Genomic DNA, 21,522 nt, shown 5'->3' with positions numbered 1-21,522 from the left:
GATCGAGCCGATTCGCGCGTCACATTGATCCCGATTTAACGCGATCTGCTCTAATTATGTCTATAATCCCTTACCCGATTGCCCAGCCCCCCTAGCTTCACGCCCCCCGAATATCCGCAATGAACCGCGTCACGTCCTGCCGCAGCCCATCCGCGTGTTGCTTCAGCCCGTCGGCCATGGTCAGGACCTCGCGGGCCATGTCGCCGGTTTGGATGGCTTGGGCGCCGACGGCGCTGGAGCTGTGGGACACGGCGTCGGTGCCTTGGGCCGCCTGTTGGGCGTTGCGGCCGATTTCGGCGGTGGCGGCGTTTTGTTCCTCCACGGCGGCGGCGACGGCGGCGATGTTTTCCTCGATCCGGCCCACCACCTGACCGATGTCGGTGATCGCCGCCACGGTGTCGTTGGTGGCGGTTTGGATTTCGGCGACCTTGCCGGTGATCTCCTCCGTCGCTTTGGCGGTCTGGTTGGCCAGCGCCTTGACCTCGCTCGCCACCACGGCGAATCCCTTGCCGGCCTCGCCCGCGCGGGCGGCTTCGATGGTGGCGTTCAGGGCCAGCAGATTGGTTTGCCCGGCGATGGATTGGATCAGGCCGACGATCTCGCCGACCTGACGGGCGGCGTCGTTCAGATGGGCGATGATGCCCGACGCCTTGCGCACGTCGGCCACCGCCTGTTCGGCCATGGCGGTCGATCCGGTCATCTGCCGCCCGATTTCGGAGATGGAGGCGGTCAACTCCTCCGACGCCGCCGCCACCGCCTGGACGTTGCTGGACGCATGTTCCGACGCCTGGGCGACCGAGAGCACATGCTGTTCGGTGTCCTGGGCGATCCGGTTCATGCGGTCGGCGTTGCCGCGCATGCCGCCCGCCGCCGTCGCCAACTGCGCGGTGACGCTGTCGATGGTCGTGTCGAAGCGGGTGACGAGAGCCTCGACCCGTTCGGCGTGGCGCAGCCGTTCCGCGTTGACGCGGGCCTGTTCGGCGGCCAGCCGGTCGCCTTCGGCCAGGCTGAGGCGGAAGGAATCCAGGCTGGCGGCCATGATCCCCAACTCGTCGCGGCGCTGGGCGCCGACGATGGCGAAGTCGCGCTCCCCGGCCTGCATTCGGGCCATGGCGTCGCTCAAGCGGTGGATCGGCGCGGTGATGTTGCGGGCGACGATCAAGGCGACCGTCAGCATGATGGCGACCAGCAGCGCCAAGCCAGCCCCGACGGCGGCGAGACGGCTGGCGGCGGCGTCGGCGTCCTGCCGGGCCAGACGCAGCAGATCCCCGGCCAGCCGGTTTTCCACGGTTTTCAGCAGGTCGATGTTGACGGTGATGGTGTCGAACCAGATTCCGGCATCCACGCCCTGGTTTCCCACCCCCTGGCTTCCCACACCCTGGTTTCCGGCGCCATAGGCCGACGCGGTGCCGATCTTGCGCATCCGCTCCACCTCCTCCACCGCCTTGCCGGTCACGGTGTCGTCGAAGAAGCGGGCCTGTTCGGGCGTCAGCTTGGTTTTCAGGCCGCTGAGCAGCGCCCGGTATTCGCCGGTCAACTCGACGAAGCGTTCGTGCGCGTCGGCGGGGAAGCGGTCCTTGCGGAAGGCGCCGCCGCCGACGGCGCGTTGCTGGCCCAAACGCTCCTTGGCCTCCGACACGGCAAAGAGCGCGTTGGCGGTCAGGATTTGGTCGGGGTGGCTGGCGATGATCGGGGCGAGCGCGGCGGCGTCGAGCAGCGCGCGGATCAGGCCGGTGTAACCGCGCACCACCTCCAGCGAGGTCAGCGATTGGGCGTTGACCGCCGTCCGCAACTCGGTCAGGCGGGGCAGGGCGGCCTTGGCCCCGTCCATCGCCGCGCGCAGGCGCGGGTTGTCGATCGAGACGCTGGCGAATTGCGGGCGCAAGCTTTCGAGTTTGGCGTCCGACCCGGTGCGGATGGCGTCCATCCGGGCGCGGTCCTGGTCGGTCTTCGCGCCGCCCAGGAAAATGGAGGAGGAGCCGCGTTCCTTTTGCAACTCATGCACAAGGTCGGTCATGGCGATGGAGAGGCGGGCCACGCTTTCCAGATTCTGGGCGTCGCGGCTGATCGCCCCCTGCTGCCAGATGGCGAAGGACGACAAAAGGATCACGCCGATCAACGGGATGGACAGCGCCAGCGCCAGCTTGCGGGTGACGCGAATGTTGCCAAGAAGCCCTTCCATCCAGGACGCCAACGCGGTCATTTTTTTCACTCCCCCAGCATTTTTTGAACGATGGCCGGGCGGGATTGGAACCTGGAACTAGTTCTTTGGCAATAAGGATCATCCTGCATTCCAGCCTAAGGGGCCTTCTTCATCATCCGAAAGGCGCGTCCTGTTTCGGGATGCCAAATCCGGACGGGCGAAATTTGCCTCGCATCCGTCGCGATGGGGCGGTAGAAGATGGGTCCCGGTCCGCAGGATTCATAGGGTTCGTGGCGTGACCGGCCTGGTTTTCCGGAGCGTCCCATGTCCAACACTGAATTCCATCGCATCAAGCGCCTGCCCCCTTACGTGTTCGCCGAAGTGAACGCAATGAAGGCACGCGCCCGAGCCAATGGCGCCGACATCATCGACCTCGGCATGGGCAACCCCGACCAGGCGACCCCGCAGCACATCGTCGACAAGCTGATCGAAGCCGTGCGCGACCCTAAGACGCACCGCTATTCGAACTCGCGCGGCATCCCCGGTCTGCGCAAGGCGCACGCCGCCTATTACAAGCGCCGCTTCAATGTGGACATCGACCCCGAGACGGAGACCATCGTCACCATCGGGTCGAAAGAGGGCTTGGCCAATCTGGCGCAGGCGATCACCAGCCCGGGCGACATCATTCTGGTGCCGAACCCCAGCTACCCGATCCACCCCTTCGGCTTCATCCTGGCCGGCGCCTCGGTCTGCCATCTGCCGGTTGGGCAGAATGGCGCGCTGACCGACATCGACAGCTTCATGAACACGCTGGAGCGCGCGGTGCGCCACAGCGTGCCCAAGCCGTTGGCGCTGGTGCTGAACTACCCGTCGAACCCGACGGCGGAGGTGGTGGGGCTGGATTTCTACCGCCCAATCGTCGAGTTCTGCCGCAAGCACGGCATCTACATCCTGTCCGATCTGGCCTACGCCGAGATCTTCTTTGACGGCAACCCGCCGCCCTCGATTCTGGAAATCCCGGAGGCGCGGGAAATCGCGGTGGAATTCACCTCGATGTCGAAGACCTATTCGATGGCGGGCTGGCGCATCGGTTTCGCGTCGGGCAACAAAAAGCTCATCACCGCGCTGGCCCGCATCAAGTCCTATCTGGATTACGGCGCCTTCACGCCGATTCAGGTGGCGGCGACCGCCGCGCTGAACGGGCCGCAGGATTGCGTGCAGCAGGTCCGCGAGATGTACAAGCAGCGCCGCGACGTGATGATCGAAGGGCTGGCCGCCGCTGGGTGGGAGGTGCCGGTTCCCGCCGCCTCGATGTTCGCCTGGGCGCCGATTCCGCCGCAATTCGCCCATCTCGGCTCGCTGGAATTCTCCAAGCTGCTGTTGCAGGAGGCCGAGGTCGCGGTCGCGCCCGGCATCGGCTTTGGCGAGTATGGCGACGGCCATGTGCGCTTGGCGATGGTCGAGAACGTCCACCGCATCCGGCAGGCCACCCGCAACATCAAGGAGTTTTTCCGCTCCAACGCGGGGGCCATCGCCGCCAGCAAAGACCCGGCGGCGCGCGCCGCCCTTCTGGAAGCCGAGAAAGCGAAAGTCTGATGTCCAAAGACCACAAAGCCGCCCCTCTGAAAATCGCGGTCGCCGGTCTGGGAACGGTCGGCGCCGGGGTTCTGAAACTGTTGGAAACGCAAGCCGACTTGATCGAGCAGCGCTGCGGCCGCCGGATCGAGGTGGTCGCGGTCAGCGCCCGCTCGAAGGGCAAGGATCGCGGCGTCGATCTGTCGGCGATGCGCTGGTACGATGATCCGGCAGCTCTGGCCGCCGATCCCGACGTCGATCTGGTGGTCGAGCTGATCGGCGGGTCGGAAGGCCCGGCGCGCGACACCGTCGCCACCGCGATTGAAACCGGCAAGCATGTCGTCACCGCCAACAAGGCGCTGTTGGCCATTCACGGGACCGAGATCGCCCTGAAGGCCGAAGCCAAGGGCCTGACCGTGGCGTTCGAGGCGGCGGTGGCGGGCGGCATCCCGATCATCAAGGGGCTGCGCGAAGGGCTGGCGGGCAACCGCGTGTCGGAAATCCACGGCATCCTCAACGGCACCTGCAACTACATCCTGACCGAAATGCGGACGACGGGCCGTGATTTCGCCGACGTGCTGGCCGACGCCCAGGCGTTGGGCTACGCCGAGGCCGATCCGACCTTTGACGTGGACGGCATCGACGCGGCGCACAAGCTGGCGGTGCTGGCCTCCGTCGCCTTCGGCACGCCGGTCGATTTCGCCTCGGTCCACATCGAGGGCATCCGTCAGGTGGGCGCGGTCGATTTCGACTACGCCGACCAGTTGGGCTTCCGCATCAAGCTGTTGGGCATCGCGCGCCGCACCGAGGCGGGCGTCGAGCAGCGCGTCCATCCCTGCATGGTGCCGAAGACGGCCCCCATCGCGGCGGTGGACGGGGTGTTCAACGCCGTGGTGGCGCAGGCCGATTTCGCCGACCGCGTGCTGTTCGTCGGGCGCGGGGCCGGGGCCGGGCCGACCGCCTCGGCGGTGGTGGCCGATCTGATCGACATCGCGCGAGGCCGCTCCACCCCGACCTTCGGCGTTCCCGCCGATCAATTGGGGGCTGCGACACCGTCGCCGATGGAAACGCGGCGCGGATCCTATTATGTCCGCCTGATGGTCGTGGACCGCCCCGGCGTCATCGCCGACATCGCGGCGGCGATGCGCGACCAAAATGTGTCGATGGAACAGTTCCTTCAGCGGGGCCGTTCGCCCGGCGAGGCCGTGCCGGTGGTGCTGACCACCCACGACACCGACGAAGCGGCGATGCAGAAGGCGCTGGCGACCATCGCGGCGCAGGACAGCGTGGTCGAACCGCCGCGCATGATCCGCATCGAGCAGTTCTGACCTTCTTTATGACCGCCTAATACGACCGCAGAGTCGGGGGGAGCACACCATGTCTACGCAAGTCGACCTGTCCAACATGGACCGGAACCTGGCGCTTGAGGCCGTCCGCGTCACCGAGGCGGCGGCGCTGTCCGCCTCGCTGCTGATGGGCCGTGGCGACGAGAAGCTCGCCGATCAGGCCGCCGTCGACGCGATGCGTCAGGCGCTGAACACGCTCTACATCGACGGCACCGTGGTGATCGGCGAAGGCGAGCGCGACGAAGCCCCGATGCTCTACATCGGTGAAAAGGTCGGCGCCGGCATCGGTCGCGGCCCGAAGGTGGACATCGCGCTCGATCCGCTGGAAGGCACGACCATTTGCGCCACCGGCGGCCCGAACTCGCTGGCCGTCATCGCCATGGCCGAAGAGGGCGGCTTCCTGAACGCCCCCGACGTCTACATGGACAAGATCGCCGTCGGCGCCGGTCTGCCGGACAACGTCGTCGATCTGGACGAGACGCCCGCCAACAACCTGAAGGCTCTGGCCAAGGCCAAGGGCGCCGAGGTTGAAGAGCTGCTGGTCTGCATCCTGAACCGTCCGCGCCACGCCGAGCTGATCGCCCGCGTGCGCGAGGCCGGCGCCCGCATCATGCTGATCAACGACGGCGACGTCTCGGGCGTCATCGCCACCAGCCAGGCCGGCACCGGCGTGGACATGTATGTCGGCTCCGGCGGCGCGCCGGAAGGCGTGCTGGCCGCCGCCGCGCTGCGTTGCATCGGCGGTCAGTTCCAGGGCCGTCTGTTGTTCCGCAACGACGATGAAAAGGCCCGCGCCGCCAAGTGGGGCGTCACTGACTTGAACAAGAAATACAGCCTGACCGAACTGGCGCGCGGCAACGTCATGTTCGCCGCCACCGGCGTGACCGATGGCGCCATGCTGAAGGGCGTCCGTCGCTTCCCCGGCGGGGCCTACACCCACTCGGTCATCATGCGCTCCAAGTCCGGCACCGTCCGGTACATTGAGGCGCACCACAATCTGCACCGCAAATCGACGGTGAAGTAAGCCGTTTTCCGGCTCTTCGCCGGGACGGAACGACAAGAGGCGCGCGGTTTCGACCGCGCGCCTTTTTTTGTGTCCAAAATTCGGGCGTGGCGGAGTGGATTCGTTCGTTCACGATCCTTCCATCGAATCGGCGCAGGTCAGCCGCCGCAAGAGCGCATCACCCGTGCCATTGATTTCGCATGTGCAGCATATAAAGTATTCGTCAGCAACAAGGCCAAGCCTTAGGAGATGACGATGAGCTATTCTTCCCTTCAGCCGACGTCCAGCGCATTGTTCGGCGCGGAAACAAACCGTAATTCGCTCGTTCAGCGGATCGTTGTTTGGTTCAAGGAGCGCGCTGATCTTTATCGTGCGGAATACGAACTGAATCACATGTCGGATGTCGAGCTGGCCGACGTTGGCCTGTCCCGTGGCGAGATCCACAACGCCGTCCGTCATGGCCGCATTGTCTGATGCGGGGCTGTGACCGCGCCGTCATCCGGTTCGGGCGCCTCCGCGCCCCGACCGGATGACGCCAGCGACGCCGTTTTATAGGATCGCCTGCGTTTTCACGCGGACACACGAAAGCCCCGGCGACGGATCGCCGGGGCTTTCGTGTGTCTGGTCTCAGATTTGTTGGGGGTCGGTTAGATCAAGGCGCCTTGGCGGGCGTCGTCATCGACCTCGGCGTTGTCCGGCTCCGGCGTGGTCAGGGCGTCGCGCCCGGCGTCGGTCAGGCGGCAGACCAGCCAATCGGGTTTCAGCGGGTTGTGGAACCAGCGCTCCGCCCACCCGGCCTTCAGGCAGGCGTCCACGGTCGGCTTTTTCACGCGCTGGCCGCGCTCGTCGAACAGGGGCAGCTTGCCGCCCGCTTGATCCAAACCGCGACGCAGCCACGCCGCCTGAACATCGCTGGGGGTGCGGCGGGAACCGGAACGGCGCGACACGGCCATGATCGCCTCAAGCAGAAGGGAAAAGGGGCAGGATCGCGCCGCGCGGGCTTGCCGGTGACGAAATCGGGGGCATCCTACGCGAAACAGGGTCCCCGCGCATCGAAAAGGGAAGGCGACGATCCAGGGAGTTTCTCCCGCATGTCGGCCATGTTCGCCGGGCATTGGACCGACCCTTCGACCCGTGCGAGCGTTTGGCGGAATTGCTGACACCCGCAACACTTCCCAGGTCGGAGACGTTTGATGAGCGCACCACCCAGCCCGACGTCGGCGCGGCTGTCCATCGGCTTCGCTTGGGTCGGCCATTCGCTGATGCACATCACCGCCGCCCTGTACCTCACCATCGTGCTGGCGTTGGAAGGGGAGTGGAAGATTTCCTACGACGATCTGATCCGGCTGTGGACCTTCGGGGCCTTGTTGATCGGGTTGGGCGCGCCATTGGCCGGATGGCTGGGCGACCGCTGGAGTTCGGCGGGGATGATGGCGGTCTTTTTCCTGATGACCGGCGGCGGGGCGGTGGCCTGCGGCCTGTCGGACGGGCCGACGTCGCTGATGTGGTCGCTGGCGCTGCTGGGGCTGGGGGCGTCGATCTACCACCCGGTCGGCATGGCCTGGATGATGGCCAACGCGGCCAATCGCGGCAAATCCATGGGCTATCTCGGCCTGTTCGGCACCTTCGGCGTCGCCACCGCCGCCGTGGTGGCGGGCAGCCTGACGCAGTGGTTCGGCTGGCGTTACGCCTTCCTGGTGCCGGGAACGATCTGCGTGGTTCTGGGCGTCGCCCTGGCGGCCTTGATCGCCCTTGGCGTCGTCGAGGACCGCCACGCCGACGTGAAGCCGCAGCCCAAGCCGACGCGCGGCGACGTGGTGCGCGCCTTTTTCGTGCTGTCGCTGACCATGGTGTGCGCCGGGTTGATCTTCAACGCCATGCAGGTGGTGCTGCCCAAACTGTTCGAGGCGCGGCTGAACCATCTGCTGGGCGACGGCACGCTGGGGGTCGGCGGTCTGGTGACGTTGGTCTATCTGGTGGCGGCCTTGCCGCAGATGATCGGCGGGGCGTTGGCCGACCGTCATTCGCTGAAGCGCGTCTACATCCTGTGCCAACTGGTCCAGGTGCCGATGATGGCGGCGGTGGCGGCGTTGAGCGGCCTGCCGCTGGTGGCAGCCGCCGCCTTGACGGTCATCGCCTCGCAAACCCAGATCCCGGCGGAAAACATGCTGCTGGCCCAATACACCCCGGACAAGCATCGCGGGCTGGCCTTCGGCGCGAAATACATCCTGTCCTTTGGCGCCGGGCCGCTGGCGGTGCAGTTGGTCGCCTATGTCTATGAGCGGACCAACGACTTCACCGATCTGTATCTGATGCTGTCGGCGCTGGCCGCCGTCGCCTTCGCCGCCGGGCTGCTGCTGCCCGACGACCGCAAGAGCCGCCCGCTGGCCGCCGCGCCGGTTCCGGCGGCGGAGTGAGCGGGGAGGGGTTTACACCTCCCACAGGCGCGGCAGGCGGGTCGGCAGCTCCGCCGCCTCGGCGCGCAGGCCCGACCACAGGGCGGCGTAGGCGCGGCGCACGGCGCGGGCGTCGCCGCCCAGAATGCGGATGACCAGCAAGCCGTCGAAGGCGGTGGCCCCGACGCGGGCCTGTTGATCCAGGCTGTCCGCCAGAGCGCGCACGGCGTCCAACCGGGCGGCGGCGTCGGGGGCGGCGTGCAGCAGGGTGGCGCAGGCGCCCGCGCCCGCGAAACCGGCGGGGTGGTTCAGCGCCTCGCCGACGTCCTCGTCGAGATGGAGGGCGTCGGCCCAGACCAGCCGCCCGTCGCGCGTGACCTCCCAGGCGTCGCGGATCAGGCCGCGCGTGACGGTTTCGCCGAAGGCGGCGCGCCCGAACACCAGCATTTCCCCGGCGATCAAGCGGGCGTCGCCGGACAGCTCCAACCGGGTCAGGCGGCGCAGGCGGGAGCCTTCAAAGACGATGGCCTCTTGCGGCAGCCATTCCAACCAGCCGCCGGGTTCGACGGCGACCCGCGTGTCGATCCGGCAATCCGCCCCGGTGGAGCGGTAGACCTTTTCCGCCGCCTGCGTCGTCACCAGCGCCCGCGCGCCAGGCCCGACCGACAGATCAATGTCCATGCGGTCGCCGCCGACCATGCCGCCGGAGGTCGTCGCCAGAACGGCGATGGGCAGATCGTCGCGGCGCGGCGTCGGCAGCAGCACCCGCAACGGGTCATGGTGGTACAGGGTGGCGAGCCGGGTTTCGCCGTGGCGATGCTCAAAGCGGACGGTCGCGGCGCCATGCACCGCGACCTTTTTCTCCTCAACGCCGCGTTCGGCCTTTTGCCGCTCGGCCACCGTCAAGTCCAGCACCACGCCCCCCGTTTGCGTTCCGTCACCAAACCACTGTGCCGGAAGGAGAGGGCGCGGCGCAACGCGGGAGACTTTACCCCCAGGCTTTACCCAAGGATCTCCGCGATGGCTTCGCGTTCATCCACCTCTTCTTCGAAGCGGGCGAGTTCGACGCCCAGTGCGTCGCGGATCGACAGCATGCCGACGGCTTTGCTTCCATCGGCCACCGGCAGATGACGGAAGCCGCCCTCATGCATCAGATGCAGGGCGTGGACCATCGGGCGGTCGGGCGCGATGGTGGTGGGATCGGCGGTCATGACCTCGCCAACCGTCGTGCGGTCGGGGTCGAGGTTGCCCGCGAGAACCCGGAACAGCGCGTCGCGTTCGGTGAAGATGCCGATCAGCCGGTCGTCCTCCACCACCATCAAGGCGCCGATCCGGTATTCCTTCATCATGTGGGCGGCGGTGCGCACGGTGGCGCTGGTGGGGACGCTGTAGATTTGTTGGTTGCGCACGACGGCGCGGATGGGCCGGTTGGGCATGGACGTCGCTCTCCCTTGGGTTTTTGCGCGTTGGCAAGGATTGCGCCGCCGCTCTCCCCTGGGGGCTGGCGTCGGCGCTGGGCGGTTGCGTCCGGCGGCTGGCGACCGGGCGGTTTGCTTGTTGCCGCAAACCCCGCCATTCCTTGCAAAAGTTACGCGATAGACCCTGGATGCGCAACATCAGGGTTGGCCGCAATTCGTGGCGACCAACATTTCAAGGAACGTTACGAATCCAACGGATGGCTGGGCCGGTTGCCGGTCGGCCAGGGTTCGCCCAAATCCTCCACCAACACGCGCCAGGAGGGCGACTCCAGGCGCAGGCAACCGCCCCCGGCGAAGGTCAGCAACAAGCCGTCCGTCCCGTCGGGGGCGATGGCCAGCAACTCCAGGATTTGCGCGCGGTTTTTCACGTCGAAGCCGCGCCGCTTGACGCTGGTGACTCCCTCGACCCGCAACCCGCACTGGACCCGCTCGTAAGGGGCGAGGTCGTCGTCGTCCGCCGCCGGGCCGGGGCGGGGACGGTCCGCCGCCTCCCAGCGGAAACGGCTGACCACCATGACGAAACGCCGGTCGTCCGGCAGGAAATCCATGTCGCCGATTGGCAGAATGGCGTCCTGAAGACAGGCCGAAACGATCTTGAGATCCTCGGCGTCTTCCGCGCGCAGGCGAATCGGGGTCACAGTCATGGCGCCTCTCGTTGGGGGCGGGAGGCTGGGATCAGTCCTCGCCGCCGTGAATGCGTTCGATGTCGGCCCCGCAAGCGGCCAGCTTCTCTTCCACCCGCTCATAGCCACGGTCGAGGTGGTAGACGCGGTTGACCATCGTCTCCCCCTCCGCCGCCAGCCCGGCGAGGATCAGCGACACCGACGCGCGCAAATCCGTCGCCATCACCGGCGCGCCGGTCAGCCGCCCGACCCCGCGCACCAGCGCCGAAGAGCCGTGCACGGTGATCCGCGCGCCCATCCGGGTCAGTTCCGGCGCGTGCATGAAGCGGTTCTCGAAAATGGTTTCCGTAATCATCGCCGCGCCCGACGCCGTGCACATCAGGGCCATCATCTGGGCCTGAAGGTCGGTGGGAAAACCGGGGTACGGCTCGGTCATCACATCGACGCCGTGCAGTTCGCCGTTGGCGCGCGACACGCGGATTCCGTTCTCGATCTCCTCAAAAGCGACGCCGGCGGGGGCCAGGGCCTTGACCGCCGCCTTTATCAAATCGAGACGGGTGTTCAGGATGTCAAGACGGCCGCCGGTCATCGCCGCCGCCATGGCGTAGGTGCCGGTTTCGATGCGGTCGGCCACCACCATGTGACGGGCGCCGTGCAGGCGGTCCACCCCTTCGATCACCAGACGGTCGCTGCCGATGCCGGTGATTTTGGCGCCCATCTTCACCAGGCATTCGGCCAGATCGCTGACCTCCGGCTCCCGCGCGGCGTTGACCAGGATGGTCACGCCCTTGGCCAGAGTCGCCGCCATCAGCAGATTTTCGGTGGCCCCGACCGACACCTTGGGGAAGACATACTCCGCCCCGCGCAGGCCGCCCTTGGGGGCCTTGGCGACGATGTAGCCGCCTTCGATGCGGATGTCGGCGCCCATCGCCTCCAGACCCTTGATGTGCAGGTCCACGGGCCGCGCGCCGATGGCGCAACCGCCGGGCAGCGACACCTTGGCCTCGCCGCAACGGGCGAGCAGCGGACCCAGCACCAGCACGCTGGCGCGCATCTTGCGGACCAGATCATAGGGGGCGGTGGTGTTGGTGATGTCGCGCGCGGTGAAGGACACCGCCCGCCCGGCGCAATCGCCGCCCGCCCCCTCCATGTGGATCGCCACGCCATGTTGCAGCAGCAGATTGCACAGGGTGTTGATGTCCGCCAGAATCGGCAGGTTGGTCAACGTCAGCGTCTCGTCGCAGAGCAGCGCCGCCGTCATCAGCGGCAGCGCGGCGTTCTTGGCGCCGCCAACGGTGATGGAGCCGTTCAGCGGGCGGCCGCCGCGAATGCGGATCTTGTCCATGGGATCGGTGATCTCTGCGATGAGGGTGAAGACGGGACGGCGTTAGAGGCGGGGCAGGGTGACGCCCTTTTGCCCCATATATTTGCCCGCCTTGTCGGCGTAGGAGACTTCACAGACGCTGTCGCCCTTCAAGAACAGGAACTGGCAGAGTCCTTCGTTGGCGTAGACCTTGGCGGGCAGCGGCGTGGTGTTGGAGATCTCCAACGTCACATGGCCTTCCCATTCCGGTTCCAGCGGCGTCACGTTGACGATCAGGCCGCAGCGCGCGTAGGTGCTTTTGCCCAGGCAGATCACCAGCACGTCGCGCGGGATGCGGAAATACTCCACCGTGCGGGCCAGCGCGAAGCTGTTGGGCGGGATGATGCAGACGTCGGTCTTGCGGTCGACGAAGCTGCTGCCGTCGAACTGTTTGGGATCGACGATGGCGTTGTTGACGTTGGTGAAGATCTTGAACTCGTCGGCCACCCGCGCGTCGTAGCCATAGGACGACACGCCGTAGGAGATCACCCCCTCGCGCTTTTGGGTCTCGACGAAAGGCTCGATCATGCCCTTGGTCTCGGCCATCTCGCGGATCCATGTGTCCGGCATGATGCCCATCGGCGGGGTACTCCTTGGCGTGACGATCTGGGGGATTGCGTGTGCGTTCGGTTTGTAGCGGACCCGGCCCGCAGGCTCAAGGACAGCAAACGTGCCATGCCCTGACGGAAGGGCGTTTCTTGCGGTCATTCCCCCGCCGCTTTGGCATGATCGTCGGCATGACTGACGATTCCCTGATCCTGTCCGTTGCGGACGCCGCCGATCTTCCCGACGCCGAACGGGTGTTCGCCGGGCTGAAGGCTTACAACGAAGCGGCCTCCGGTCGCGCCTATGACCGCCGCGACCTTGTGGTGGTCGCCCGCGACGCCGCCGGAGAACTGCGCGGCGGGCTGGTCGGTTACACCAATTGGGATTGGCTGTATGTCGATCTGCTGTGGGTGGCCGATGGCGGGCGCAGCGGCGGTTTGGGCGGGCGCCTGCTTGACGCGGCGGAGGCTGAGGCGCGGGCGCGCGGCTGCCGGTGGTCGCGGCTTTACACCTATGACTTCCAGGCGCCGGGCTTCTACCCGAAATGCGGCTATGAGGAGTGGAGCCGGATGGAAGGCTACCCCGAGGGCCACACGCAAATCTGGTTCCGCAAGGCGCTGGCCTGAGAGGCTGAGCTTGAAACAAAGTTGCGTCATTTTGGCGACCCGTGATTCCGTCGCGTTGCGACACAGGAAGGAACCCTGTGATGGTCTGGACCAACAAAGCGATGCGACGGACGGACTCTAAGTGGGAGGACGAAGAGCCGTGCTCACCTTAATCCGTGCCCCAAGTTCATGAGGAATGCACAGATAGTTAACTCCGCTCTCATGAACAGCATAGCCGAAATTTTCGATCTGATGGCGAAGCCTATATCGATCAACTTTTAGAAACTCAATGAACATAACGGGACGGCATCGCTTTATTGTTTCTGCTGCCCCATCCAATATATCTATCTCCATGCCTTCCGCATCTATTTTAATCAATGAGGCCATTTCAAAGCCATAACTGTCAATATTCACCAACTTGACAAATTCCACCTTATCCATGTCATATGAGCGTTTTTGAGTGAGCGCTTCATTTTGTTGCGCACTGAACTCGATGCTTCCAAAATTCAACGGCTTTGAATAGTCGTACTGAGGAACTTCAATTTTCCCATCGCCTTTGCCAACAGCCACATTATGGCAATGCACATTGGTGATGGCGTTCAGCGCCACGCTACCAGCCAGCATATTAAAAATGATTCTTTGCGCCTCAAAGGCATGCACTTTCCCTTTCGGGCCGACATGCGCAGCCAAGCCAAGGGCATACACGCCGAAATTTGCTCCAATATCCAGAAATTCGATATTGTCTCCCATCGCCCTTGCAATTATTTGTAACATACCTATTTCGTGGTGATCGATTGCTCTTCCCGTCTTCACCAATGCATTTGTTTGATTAATGTCATTTCGATTTACTATCATCTGGCCATAGGCTGTTGGAACGACAATGCTGAACGACGGCGTGGTGTTCACGTGATGGCCTCATTTGCTTGGGACATAGATTGTTATGTCGCGGTCTGCATCAAGAGACTGTGCGTTTCTAGCAGCCCCACCGTTATCCTGAGGGTCTGACGCGGAATCGTTCTGGCTGCGAACCTGCTTAGCGCAGCCCGTCCCGGCGATGCTTCGGGCGCGTGATTTCAGTCCAGGTCATCAGTGGCTTCCGGTTTTGTGTCGCAACTCAACCAAAGCACGGCCTCCTGAAATCGCGCAACTTTATTTCCGGTCAGCCTCTGAGTTGGAACGACCGTCTCAGCGGTCGATCAGCAGCAACAGCCCGTGACTGCCGGGCAAAACGCGGTGCGGCACCCCGGCGGGCACGACATAGAGGTCGCCGGGGCCGCAGACGATGCGTTCGCCCGGAATTTCCAGCTCCATCCGGCCATCAAGGACGTAAAGAGCTTCCTCGTACTCCGGGTGATCTTCCCAATCGATCCCGGCCTCGTCCATGCGGATGATCTTGATGGCGCAGGGACCGACCCGGCCGACGACGCGGGAGCGCCACGCGTCGGGCAAAGCGGCGGCGTCGATGGGCAGGTTGATGACGCGGTTGGTCACGGGGCGGCGTCCATAAGGCAAAAAGGGCGGGCGGAGTCGGTCAGGTCTTGTCCGGCCCCCCGTCCGCCGGGTCGTTTTGCTCGCGCTGGCGGGCCTGATCCTTGCGTTTGCGCAAATTTTCACGCAGGCGTGCGGCCAAACGGTCGTCGCGGCTGTTGCCAGCTTTGGGTTTCGCCGTTGGGGCTGTTGGCTTGGGGGTGTCCGTCATCGGGGGCGGTCGCCGCGCAGGATCAGGCCGCGCCGATCAATGATCGGAATGGTGGAGGATTTCGTCGCGCAGGCCCGTGTCATAGCCCATGCCAAGCGCGGTGACGGTGGCTTGATCGGGTTCCTGCTTCAGCAGGCCCTTGCGCTCCAGGATGGTCCAGACCGCCGGGTTGCGCAGGCCTGTGGCGTCCTTGGACGCGACGACGGCGTGGCCGAGGTGGAAATGGTTGCCGTGCGCGTTGGGCAGGCCGGTGACGAGAAAAGCGCCGACCTCTTCCGCCGGTTTGTTTTCCAACCGCGCCACTTCCTGAAGCAGGGTCAGGGTGCGGAGTTGCAGCGGGTTCAGGTTCAACGGGTTCTTCTTGGGGGGCATCGTGCAGACCATCATTGGTAAAATATCGCGCGTCGGCGCAGTAGACCGGCAGGACGGCGCGCCTGTCAAGCCGCGCAAACCCGCTTTGAAGGCTGGCGCGGCGCCGACCGCTCGGGCATAAGACGGGCGCCGGATCACGCGCGCGGCTGTTTCGCACAAGGGCCACCGACCATGACTGTTCTCGTCACCGGCGTCGCCGGTTTCATCGGTTCACACGTCGCCGACGCCTTGCTGAATCGCGGGCAGGAGGTTCTTGGCCTCGACAATCTGAACGATTATTATTCGGTCGCCTTGAAAGAGGCGCGCTTGGCCCGGCTGCTGGGGCGGCCCGGCTTCCGCTTCGTCAAGGCCGACATCGCCGACCGGGCGACGGTGGAAGGGCTGTGGCCGGAGTTTCAGGACGTCACCGGCGTGGTTCATCTGGCCGCGCAGCCGGGGGTGCGCTATTCGCTGGAAAACCCCTACGCCTATGTCGACGCCAATGTGACGGGCCAAGTGGCGATGCTGGAGGCGGCGCGGCGGATGCCGAAGCTGGCGCATTTCGTCTACGCCTCCTCCTCGTCCGTCTATGGCGGCAACCGGAAGACGCCCTTTTCGGTCGAGGACCGGGTGGACAGCCCGGTGTCGATCTACGCCGCGACCAAGAAGGCGGCGGAGATGATGACGTTCTCCTACAGCCATCTTTACAAAATCTCGGCGACGGGCCTGCGCTTCTTCACCGTTTACGGCCCCTGGTGCCGCCCGGACATGGCCACCTACCAGTTCACCGACGCGATCATGGCGGGGCGTCCGATCCGGGTGTTCAACGGCGGCAAGATGAAGCGCGACTTCACCTACATCGACGACATCACCGCTGGCGTGCTGGCGAGCCTGGATCACCCGGCGCCGCCGGACGATGAGACCGGCGCGCCGCACCGGGTCTACAATCTGGGCAACAACCGATCCGAAGATCTGATGCGGTTCATCGCGGTGCTGGAAGAGGCGTTGGGGCGGAAAGCGGTCATGCGGATGGAGCCGCTCCAGGCCGGGGACATCCCGGAAACCGCCGCCGACATCGAGATCAGCCGCCGCGATTTGGGATTCGAGCCGACCACACCCATTGAGGTTGGCTTGCCCCGCTTCGCCGCCTGGTATCGGGATTATCACAAGATTGCCTGACGCGACCGCCATGCCCCTGTCTGAAACGCCCATCGCCGCCCCGCGCCGCCGCATCCTGTTCCTCGTCACCGAGGACTGGTTTTTCTGGGCGCACCGTTTGCCGATGGCGCGCGCCGCGCGCGACGCGGGCTTTGAGGTCAGCGTCGCCACCCGCGTCGATCAGCATGGCGCGCGCATCCAGGCCGAAGGCTTCACGCTGCTGCCGCTCGCTTGGGATCGGCGCAGCGCCAACCCCTTCGCCGCCGTGGCCGCCATCGCCGCGCTGGTCCGGCTGTACCGGCGCGAAAAGCCCGATCTGGTCCATCACGTCGCCTTGAAGCCGGTGGTTTTCGGCGGTCTGGCGGCGCGGGTCGCCGGGGTTCCCTGCGTCTTGAACACGCTGACCGGGCTGGGCGACCTGTTCATCGACGGCGACCGCAAGCTGTTGCGGGCGGTGGTCGGGTTGGCGTTGCGCCTCGTCACCCGCCGCGCCAACTCCCTGCTGACGGTCGAGAATGGTGATGATTGCCGGTTTCTGACCGACAGCGGCCTTGCCCCGCGCGACGGGGTGGTGGTGGTGCGCGGGTCGGGGGTGGACGTCGATCATTACGCGCCGCTGCCGGAACCCGCCGACGGCCCGGTGACGGTGGCCTTCGCCGGACGCATGACCGCCAACAAGGGGGTGGCCACGCTGGTCGAGGCGCATCAACGGGTGGTCGCGCGCGGGGCGCCGCTGCGTCTGCTGCTGGCGGGCGCGCCCGATCCGGGCAACCAGACCAGCCTGTCGGTGGAGCAGCTTGAGCGTTGGGCGGCCCTGCCGATGGTCGAATGGCTGGGCAAGGTCGCGGACGTGCGCACGGTCTGGGCGCGCTGCCACGTCGCGGCGCTGGCCTCCCGCCGCGAAGGCTTGCCGGTCAGCCTGATGGAGGCGGCGGCCTGCGGGCGGCCCTTGATCGCCACCGACGTGCCGGGCTGCCGGGAGATCGTGGCCGATGGCGACAACGGGCTGTTGGTCCCGCCCGACGATCCGGCGGCGCTGGCCGACGCGTTGGAGCGTATGGCGACCGACGCTGATTTCCGCCATCGTTGCGGCGCCCGCAGCCGCGCCATGGTGCTGTCCGATCTGGCGTCTGACCGGGTCGGCGCCATCGTGGTGGGGCATTACCGCGCCTTGATCGCCCGATCCGCTCCCTCCCGTTCCGCAAGTCCGGTGACGTCATGACGCCGACGCTTCTTCTTTCTCTGGCGACGCTGGTGGTCGCCACGGCGGTGGCCGCCGGGCTGACCGGCTGGGTCGGCGCGTGGCTGCGGCGCAAGGCCATCCTCGACCACCCGAACGAGCGGTCGAGTCATTCGGCGCCGACCCCGCGCGGCGGCGGCTGGGGGATCATGCTGACTCTCCTGCCGGGCTGGGCCGCCATCGCCCTGCTGCTCAAGGCCGACATGGGCGTGTGGATGATTCTGGGCGGGGCGGCGGCCTTGATGGCGGTGTCCTGGATCGACGACCGCCGGACCTTGCCCCCGGCTCCCCGCTTCCTGTCGCAAATCGCCGTGGTCGCCCTTGGCCTCAGCGCCTTGCCCGCCGACGGGCTGGTGTTCCAGGGGCTGCTGCCCTTCTGGGCGGACCGGCTGGTCGCGGCGGTCGGCTGGCTGTGGTTCGTCAACCTCTTCAACTTCATGGACGGCATCGACGGTCTGGCCGGGTCGGAGGCCGCGACCATCGGCGGCGGCCTCGCCCTGGTCGGCGCGCTGGCCGGTCTGGATCCGGCGCTGGGCCTCTATGGGCTGGCGGCGGCGGGGGCGGCGCTGGGCTTTCTGGTCTGGAACTGGCATCCGGCCAAGCTGTTCATGGGCGACGTCGGCAGCGTGCCGTTGGGCTTCGCCTTGGGCTGGCTGTTGCTGAGTCTGGCGGCGTTGGGGCATTGGCCCGCCGCGCTGCTGATCCCCGCCTATTTTCTGACCGACGCGACCTTTACGCTGTTGCGCCGGTTGATCGAGGGCAAGAAGGTCTGGCAGGCCCACCGCGAGCATTTCTATCAAAAGGCCACCCAACGTGGGCGCAACCACGCGCAGGTGGTCCGGCTGGTTCTGGGTCTGAACGCCGTGCTGGTGGCGCTGGCGGCCTTGTCGCTGTGGTTGGGTTGGCCGGTGTTGCTGCCGGGCGCGGCGGCGGTGGCGTTGCTGTTGGCGGCGTTGGCCCGTCCGGCGCGGGTGGCGGTCTGATGCGGGTTCTGGTCACAGGAGCCAACGGCTTCGTTGGTCGCGCGCTGGTCCCGCTGCTGGTCGCGCGCGGCCATTGGGTGCGCGCCGCCGTGCGCAACGCCGGAACGAACGTGCCCGACGCCGCCGAGACGGTCGCCGTCGGCGAAATCGGGCCGGACACCGATTGGCGCCAAGCGCTTGAGGGAATCGACGCGGTGGCCCATCTCGCCGCCCGCGTTCATGTGATGAAGGACACGGCGTCCGACCCGCTCGCCGCCTTCCGGGAGGTCAACAGCGCCGGAACCCGGCGCTTGGGCGAAGAGGCGGCCCGGCTGGGCGTCACGCGCCTGCTGTTTCTCAGCAGCGTCAAGGCGCTGGTCGATGAAAGCCAGCCGGAGCCGCTCAGCGCCGCCACCACGCCGAACCCGCATTCGCCCTATGGCGTGTCAAAGCTGGAGGCCGAACGCGCCTTGGCCGAGATCGCCGCCCGCGCCGGGTTGGAGGTGGTGGTCATCCGCCCGCCGCTGGTCTATGGCCCCGGCGTCGCCGGGAATTTTCGCAGCCTGCTGAAACTGGCGGCGATGGGCCTGCCCTTGCCGCTGGGCGGGCTGGACAACCAGCGCAGTTTGATCTTCGTCGGCAATCTGGCCGACGCCATTGTCACGGGATTGACCCACCCCAACGCGCCCGGCGGATGCTTTCTGGTGCAGGACGGCGCGCCGGTCTCCACCAGCGCGCTGATCCGCGCCATCGGCGCGGCGCTGGGCAAACCGGCGCGGCTGATTCCGCTGCCGCTCGGGCTGCTGGCCTTGGGCGCGCGGCTGACCGGCAAACAGGCGGTGTTCGACCGCGTCGCCGGGTCGCTGACGGTGGACGACCAAGCGATCCGCCAAGCGCTGGATTGGCGCCCGCCGCATGACTTTGCGTTCGGGTTGCGCCGCACGGCGGAATGGTTCAAAGCTTCACGCGGCTGAATCCTGGGGCGACCAACCTCCGGCGGCTGAACGACAGCAGGGCAAGCGGCATGCGAATCCCGTCTCCACGGGCGTTTCTCGTCTATCTCCACGATCTGACCATGACCGGCGTGGCCGTCGCGGCGGCGCTGTATCTTCGGGTCGGGGCCACGGCTTTCGGCTTCTACACCGACGCGCTGACGACGGCGTTGCCGATGATGGTCGGGATTTCCGCCGCCGTCTTCGTGCTGTTCGGCCTGTATCGCGGCATCTGGCGCTACGCCTCGGTTCCCGATCTGGTGCAGTTGATCCGCGCCGTCACGGTGGCGGTGCTGTGTTTCGTGTTGGCGATGTTCCTGCTGAACCGGCTGGAATCGCTGCCGCGCTCGCTGCCGCTGATATTGTGGCTGGTGCAGATCGTCCTGCTGGGCGGGCCGCGCTTCGCCTACCGCTTGTTCAAGGACCGTCGCCTCAATCTGCGCGAGGATGGCGGGGCCGCGCCGCGCATTCCGGTGCTGCTGCTGGGCGTTGGCGACGCGGCGGAGCTGTTCATCCGCTCGCTCGACCAGTCGGGGCAGGCGGTCTACCGCGTGGTCGGCATCCTCGACGACAAGGGCCGTCGCGTCGGCCACGCCGTGCGCGGCGTGCCGGTGCTGGGCGGTCCCGACGATCTGGAGTCGGTGGTCGCGACGCTGGACCGCAAGGGCGACCGTCCGCAGCGGTTGATCGTCACCAAGGGATCGAACGAGATCGCCGGCGCGACCCTGCGCGCTCTGCTCGATCAAGCCGAAGCGCTGGGCCTGATTCTCTCGCGCCTGCCCAGCCTGACCGAGTTCAAATCGGCGCTGGGCGAGGGCAAGGGCATCGAGGTGCGGCCCATCGCGCTGGAGGATCTGCTGGGCCGTCCGCAGGCCGTGCTGGACCGCACCGCCATCGCCGGGTTGATCGCCGGGCGGCGTGTGGTGGTGACGGGGGCGGGCGGCACCATCGGCAGCGAGCTGGTCCGCCAGATCGCCGCGCTGACCCCGGAAAGCCTGACTCTGGTCGATGCCGGGGAGTTCAACCTCTACAGCATCGAGATGGAGGTGCGGGAGCGTTTCCCCACCCTCGACACCCGCGCGGTGATCGCCGACGTGCGCGACCGCGACCGGGTGTTCCGTTTTTTCCACGAGGTCAAACCGGCCCTGGTCTTCCACGCCGCCGCGCTGAAGCATGTGCCGCTGGTCGAGGCCAACCCGTGCGAGGGCGCGCTGACCAACGTCATCGGCACCCGCAACGTCGCCGACGCGGCGCGGGCGGCGGGCTGTCTGGCGATGGTGCTGATCTCCACCGACAAGGCGATCCGCCCGACCAGCATCATGGGCGCGGCCAAGCGCTTCGCCGAAACCTATTGCCAGGCGCTGGACGTGCTGCCGCCGCGCGAGGGGACGGATGCGGCGACCCGCTACATGACCGTGCGCTTCGGCAATGTGCTGGGGTCGTCGGGGTCGGTGGTGCCGCTGTTCACCCGGCAACTGGCCAAGGGCGGGCCGCTGACCGTCACCCACCCCGACATGCGCCGCTACTTCATGACGGTGCGCGAGGCGGTGGAGCTGGTGCTCCAGGCGTCGGCCCATGGGGTGACGCGGGGCGAGGATCGCGGCAAGGTTCTGGTGTTGGACATGGGCGACCCGGTGAAGATCGCCGATCTGGCCCGCCAGATGATCCGGCTGGCGGGCTACCGCCCCGGCGTGGACATCCAGATCGCCTTCACCGGCCTGCGCCCTGGAGAAAAGCTGTTCGAGGAGATTCTAACCGCCACCGAGACGCCGACCCACACGGCGGCGGACGGCGTGTTCCTCGCCTCGCCCCGGTTGATCGACTACGCGCTGGTCAATCGCGCGCTGGGCGAGCTGGAAACGGCGGCGCGGGCGGGGGATGACGAGCGGGTTTTGACCATTCTGGCCAACATCGTGCCCGATTTCCGCGCCGAAGCGGTGCTGCCGCCCGCCGACGCCATGGCCGCCCCGCTGAACGGATCGCGGGAGGGCTGAGAAAAGATCGGAAGATGCGTTTTCCCCGCTTGCATCCCCGAAAAGCCT

At 66.4% G+C, this 21,522-nt stretch carries 22 protein-coding genes; 11 read left to right on the top strand and 11 right to left on the bottom strand.

The features are described from left to right. Window positions 1-97: 97 nt before the first annotated feature. On the bottom strand, window positions 98-2,203 hold the full coding sequence (locus tag D3877_RS06430) for a methyl-accepting chemotaxis protein (RefSeq protein ID WP_119830825.1): 2,106 nt from the start codon (window positions 2,201-2,203) through the stop codon (window positions 98-100). A 264-nt stretch (window positions 2,204-2,467) separates the two neighbouring features. Between D3877_RS06430 and D3877_RS06425 the strand changes: the two genes are divergently transcribed. From D3877_RS06425 to D3877_RS06410, 4 genes are all read left to right on the top strand, one after another. Next, complete coding sequence (locus D3877_RS06425) at window positions 2,468-3,739, top strand: LL-diaminopimelate aminotransferase (RefSeq protein WP_119829857.1); 1,272 nt, start codon at window positions 2,468-2,470, stop codon at window positions 3,737-3,739. After that, window positions 3,739-5,046 carry a homoserine dehydrogenase gene (locus D3877_RS06420; RefSeq protein ID WP_119829856.1) on the top strand — a complete coding sequence of 436 codons (1,308 nt, stop codon included), beginning with the start codon at window positions 3,739-3,741 and terminating at the stop codon, window positions 5,044-5,046. The genes D3877_RS06425 and D3877_RS06420 overlap by 1 nt, the downstream gene beginning before the upstream one ends. A 76-nt stretch (window positions 5,047-5,122) precedes the next feature. Beyond that, window positions 5,123-6,088, top strand: coding sequence for a class II fructose-bisphosphatase (glpX, locus tag D3877_RS06415; RefSeq protein WP_119829855.1), 966 nt, complete (start codon window positions 5,123-5,125; stop codon window positions 6,086-6,088). A 234-nt stretch (window positions 6,089-6,322) separates the two neighbouring features. Further along, the gene (locus D3877_RS06410; RefSeq protein ID WP_158599793.1) at window positions 6,323-6,541 is read left to right on the top strand and encodes a DUF1127 domain-containing protein; all 219 of its coding nucleotides are present in this window, start codon (window positions 6,323-6,325) and stop codon (window positions 6,539-6,541) included. A gap of 173 nt (window positions 6,542-6,714) precedes the next feature. Here D3877_RS06410 and D3877_RS06405 read toward each other — a convergent pair whose 3' ends face one another. After that, window positions 6,715-7,020, bottom strand: coding sequence for a hypothetical protein (locus D3877_RS06405; protein ID WP_119829853.1), 306 nt, complete (start codon window positions 7,018-7,020; stop codon window positions 6,715-6,717). Between the two features lie 240 nt (window positions 7,021-7,260). Between D3877_RS06405 and D3877_RS06400 the strand changes: the two genes are divergently transcribed. Next, the gene (locus D3877_RS06400; RefSeq protein WP_119829852.1) at window positions 7,261-8,484 is read left to right on the top strand and encodes an MFS transporter; all 1,224 of its coding nucleotides are present in this window, start codon (window positions 7,261-7,263) and stop codon (window positions 8,482-8,484) included. Window positions 8,485-8,496: 12 nt separating this feature from the next. Here the strand turns inward: D3877_RS06400 and D3877_RS06395 are convergent, their stop codons facing one another. The 5 genes from D3877_RS06395 to dcd form a co-directional block, all read right to left on the bottom strand. Continuing rightward, complete coding sequence (locus tag D3877_RS06395; RefSeq protein ID WP_119830824.1) at window positions 8,497-9,378, bottom strand: urease accessory protein UreD; 882 nt, start codon at window positions 9,376-9,378, stop codon at window positions 8,497-8,499. Window positions 9,379-9,464: 86 nt separating this feature from the next. Further along, on the bottom strand, window positions 9,465-9,899 hold the full coding sequence (locus tag D3877_RS06390) for a CBS domain-containing protein (RefSeq protein ID WP_119829851.1): 435 nt from the start codon (window positions 9,897-9,899) through the stop codon (window positions 9,465-9,467). A 224-nt stretch (window positions 9,900-10,123) separates the two neighbouring features. Then, on the bottom strand, window positions 10,124-10,585 hold the full coding sequence (locus tag D3877_RS06385) for a DUF2948 family protein (protein ID WP_119829850.1): 462 nt from the start codon (window positions 10,583-10,585) through the stop codon (window positions 10,124-10,126). A gap of 31 nt (window positions 10,586-10,616) precedes the next feature. Beyond that, window positions 10,617-11,909 carry a UDP-N-acetylglucosamine 1-carboxyvinyltransferase gene (gene murA, locus D3877_RS06380; protein WP_119829849.1) on the bottom strand — a complete coding sequence of 431 codons (1,293 nt, stop codon included), beginning with the start codon at window positions 11,907-11,909 and terminating at the stop codon, window positions 10,617-10,619. Between the two features lie 42 nt (window positions 11,910-11,951). After that, window positions 11,952-12,506 carry a dCTP deaminase gene (gene dcd, locus D3877_RS06375; protein WP_119829848.1) on the bottom strand — a complete coding sequence of 185 codons (555 nt, stop codon included), beginning with the start codon at window positions 12,504-12,506 and terminating at the stop codon, window positions 11,952-11,954. 158 nt (window positions 12,507-12,664) lie between these two features. On the opposite strand from dcd, the gene D3877_RS06370 reads away from it, so the two are divergent. Continuing rightward, complete coding sequence (locus D3877_RS06370) at window positions 12,665-13,099, top strand: GNAT family N-acetyltransferase (RefSeq protein WP_238474754.1); 435 nt, start codon at window positions 12,665-12,667, stop codon at window positions 13,097-13,099. A 117-nt stretch (window positions 13,100-13,216) separates the two neighbouring features. On the opposite strand, the gene D3877_RS06365 is transcribed toward D3877_RS06370, so the two are convergent. The 4 genes from D3877_RS06365 to D3877_RS06355 form a co-directional block, all read right to left on the bottom strand. Next, window positions 13,217-13,984: an FkbM family methyltransferase gene (locus D3877_RS06365; RefSeq protein WP_147395093.1), complete on the bottom strand. Its 768-nt coding sequence runs from the start codon at window positions 13,982-13,984 to the stop codon at window positions 13,217-13,219. Window positions 13,985-14,263: 279 nt separating this feature from the next. After that, window positions 14,264-14,569 (bottom strand): cupin domain-containing protein, encoded by a 306-nt coding sequence (locus tag D3877_RS30125; RefSeq protein WP_199720710.1) that lies wholly within the window; start codon window positions 14,567-14,569, stop codon window positions 14,264-14,266. Window positions 14,570-14,609: 40 nt separating this feature from the next. Then, window positions 14,610-14,777 carry a hypothetical protein gene (locus D3877_RS30120; RefSeq protein ID WP_199720709.1) on the bottom strand — a complete coding sequence of 56 codons (168 nt, stop codon included), beginning with the start codon at window positions 14,775-14,777 and terminating at the stop codon, window positions 14,610-14,612. 36 nt (window positions 14,778-14,813) lie between these two features. Next, window positions 14,814-15,149, bottom strand: coding sequence for a hypothetical protein (locus tag D3877_RS06355; protein WP_119830822.1), 336 nt, complete (start codon window positions 15,147-15,149; stop codon window positions 14,814-14,816). Between the two features lie 171 nt (window positions 15,150-15,320). On the opposite strand from D3877_RS06355, the gene D3877_RS06350 reads away from it, so the two are divergent. Genes D3877_RS06350 through D3877_RS06330 form a run of 5 tightly spaced genes read left to right on the top strand, consistent with a single transcriptional unit; the run spans window position 15,321 to window position 21,474 of the window. Continuing rightward, complete coding sequence (locus tag D3877_RS06350) at window positions 15,321-16,307, top strand: NAD-dependent epimerase/dehydratase family protein (RefSeq protein ID WP_119829845.1); 987 nt, start codon at window positions 15,321-15,323, stop codon at window positions 16,305-16,307. A gap of 10 nt (window positions 16,308-16,317) precedes the next feature. Continuing rightward, window positions 16,318-17,508, top strand: a complete 1,191-nt coding sequence (locus tag D3877_RS06345) for a glycosyltransferase family 4 protein (RefSeq protein ID WP_119829844.1) — start codon at window positions 16,318-16,320, stop codon at window positions 17,506-17,508. Further along, window positions 17,505-18,509, top strand: a complete 1,005-nt coding sequence (locus tag D3877_RS06340) for an MraY family glycosyltransferase (RefSeq protein WP_119829843.1) — start codon at window positions 17,505-17,507, stop codon at window positions 18,507-18,509. Before D3877_RS06345 ends, D3877_RS06340 begins: the two co-directional genes overlap by 4 nt. Further along, window positions 18,509-19,462, top strand: coding sequence for an NAD-dependent epimerase/dehydratase family protein (locus D3877_RS06335; protein ID WP_119829842.1), 954 nt, complete (start codon window positions 18,509-18,511; stop codon window positions 19,460-19,462). Before D3877_RS06340 ends, D3877_RS06335 begins: the two co-directional genes overlap by 1 nt. Window positions 19,463-19,512: 50 nt before the next feature. Then, window positions 19,513-21,474, top strand: a complete 1,962-nt coding sequence (locus D3877_RS06330; RefSeq protein WP_119829841.1) for a polysaccharide biosynthesis protein — start codon at window positions 19,513-19,515, stop codon at window positions 21,472-21,474. Window positions 21,475-21,522 lie beyond the last annotated feature (48 nt).

The organism is Azospirillum cavernae, from assembly GCF_003590795.1.
Taxonomy (GTDB): Bacteria; Pseudomonadota; Alphaproteobacteria; order Azospirillales; family Azospirillaceae; genus Azospirillum; species Azospirillum cavernae.
This window is presented reverse-complemented; position numbering and strand designations above follow the sequence as displayed.

Bases quoted from the DNA above. Each gene is read 5' to 3' on its own strand.
- D3877_RS06430 (WP_119830825.1), bottom strand. From the start codon at position 2,203: ATGACCGCGTTGGCGTCCTGGATGGAAGGGCTTCTTGGCAACATTCGC.
- D3877_RS06425 (WP_119829857.1), top strand. From the start codon at position 2,468: ATGTCCAACACTGAATTCCATCGCATCAAGCGCCTGCCCCCTTACGTG.
- D3877_RS06420 (WP_119829856.1), top strand. From the start codon at position 3,739: ATGTCCAAAGACCACAAAGCCGCCCCTCTGAAAATCGCGGTCGCCGGT.
- glpX (WP_119829855.1), top strand. From the start codon at position 5,123: ATGGACCGGAACCTGGCGCTTGAGGCCGTCCGCGTCACCGAGGCGGCG.
- D3877_RS06410 (WP_158599793.1), top strand. From the start codon at position 6,323: ATGAGCTATTCTTCCCTTCAGCCGACGTCCAGCGCATTGTTCGGCGCG.
- D3877_RS06405 (WP_119829853.1), bottom strand. From the start codon at position 7,020: ATGGCCGTGTCGCGCCGTTCCGGTTCCCGCCGCACCCCCAGCGATGTT.
- D3877_RS06400 (WP_119829852.1), top strand. From the start codon at position 7,261: ATGAGCGCACCACCCAGCCCGACGTCGGCGCGGCTGTCCATCGGCTTC.
- D3877_RS06390 (WP_119829851.1), bottom strand. From the start codon at position 9,899: ATGCCCAACCGGCCCATCCGCGCCGTCGTGCGCAACCAACAAATCTAC.
- D3877_RS06385 (WP_119829850.1), bottom strand. From the start codon at position 10,585: ATGACTGTGACCCCGATTCGCCTGCGCGCGGAAGACGCCGAGGATCTC.
- murA (WP_119829849.1), bottom strand. From the start codon at position 11,909: ATGGACAAGATCCGCATTCGCGGCGGCCGCCCGCTGAACGGCTCCATC.
- dcd (WP_119829848.1), bottom strand. From the start codon at position 12,506: ATGGGCATCATGCCGGACACATGGATCCGCGAGATGGCCGAGACCAAG.
- D3877_RS06370 (WP_238474754.1), top strand. From the start codon at position 12,665: ATGACTGACGATTCCCTGATCCTGTCCGTTGCGGACGCCGCCGATCTT.
- D3877_RS30120 (WP_199720709.1), bottom strand. From the start codon at position 14,777: ATGACGGACACCCCCAAGCCAACAGCCCCAACGGCGAAACCCAAAGCT.
- D3877_RS06355 (WP_119830822.1), bottom strand. From the start codon at position 15,149: ATGCCCCCCAAGAAGAACCCGTTGAACCTGAACCCGCTGCAACTCCGC.
- D3877_RS06350 (WP_119829845.1), top strand. From the start codon at position 15,321: ATGACTGTTCTCGTCACCGGCGTCGCCGGTTTCATCGGTTCACACGTC.
- D3877_RS06345 (WP_119829844.1), top strand. From the start codon at position 16,318: ATGCCCCTGTCTGAAACGCCCATCGCCGCCCCGCGCCGCCGCATCCTG.
- D3877_RS06340 (WP_119829843.1), top strand. From the start codon at position 17,505: ATGACGCCGACGCTTCTTCTTTCTCTGGCGACGCTGGTGGTCGCCACG.
- D3877_RS06335 (WP_119829842.1), top strand. From the start codon at position 18,509: ATGCGGGTTCTGGTCACAGGAGCCAACGGCTTCGTTGGTCGCGCGCTG.
- D3877_RS06330 (WP_119829841.1), top strand. From the start codon at position 19,513: ATGCGAATCCCGTCTCCACGGGCGTTTCTCGTCTATCTCCACGATCTG.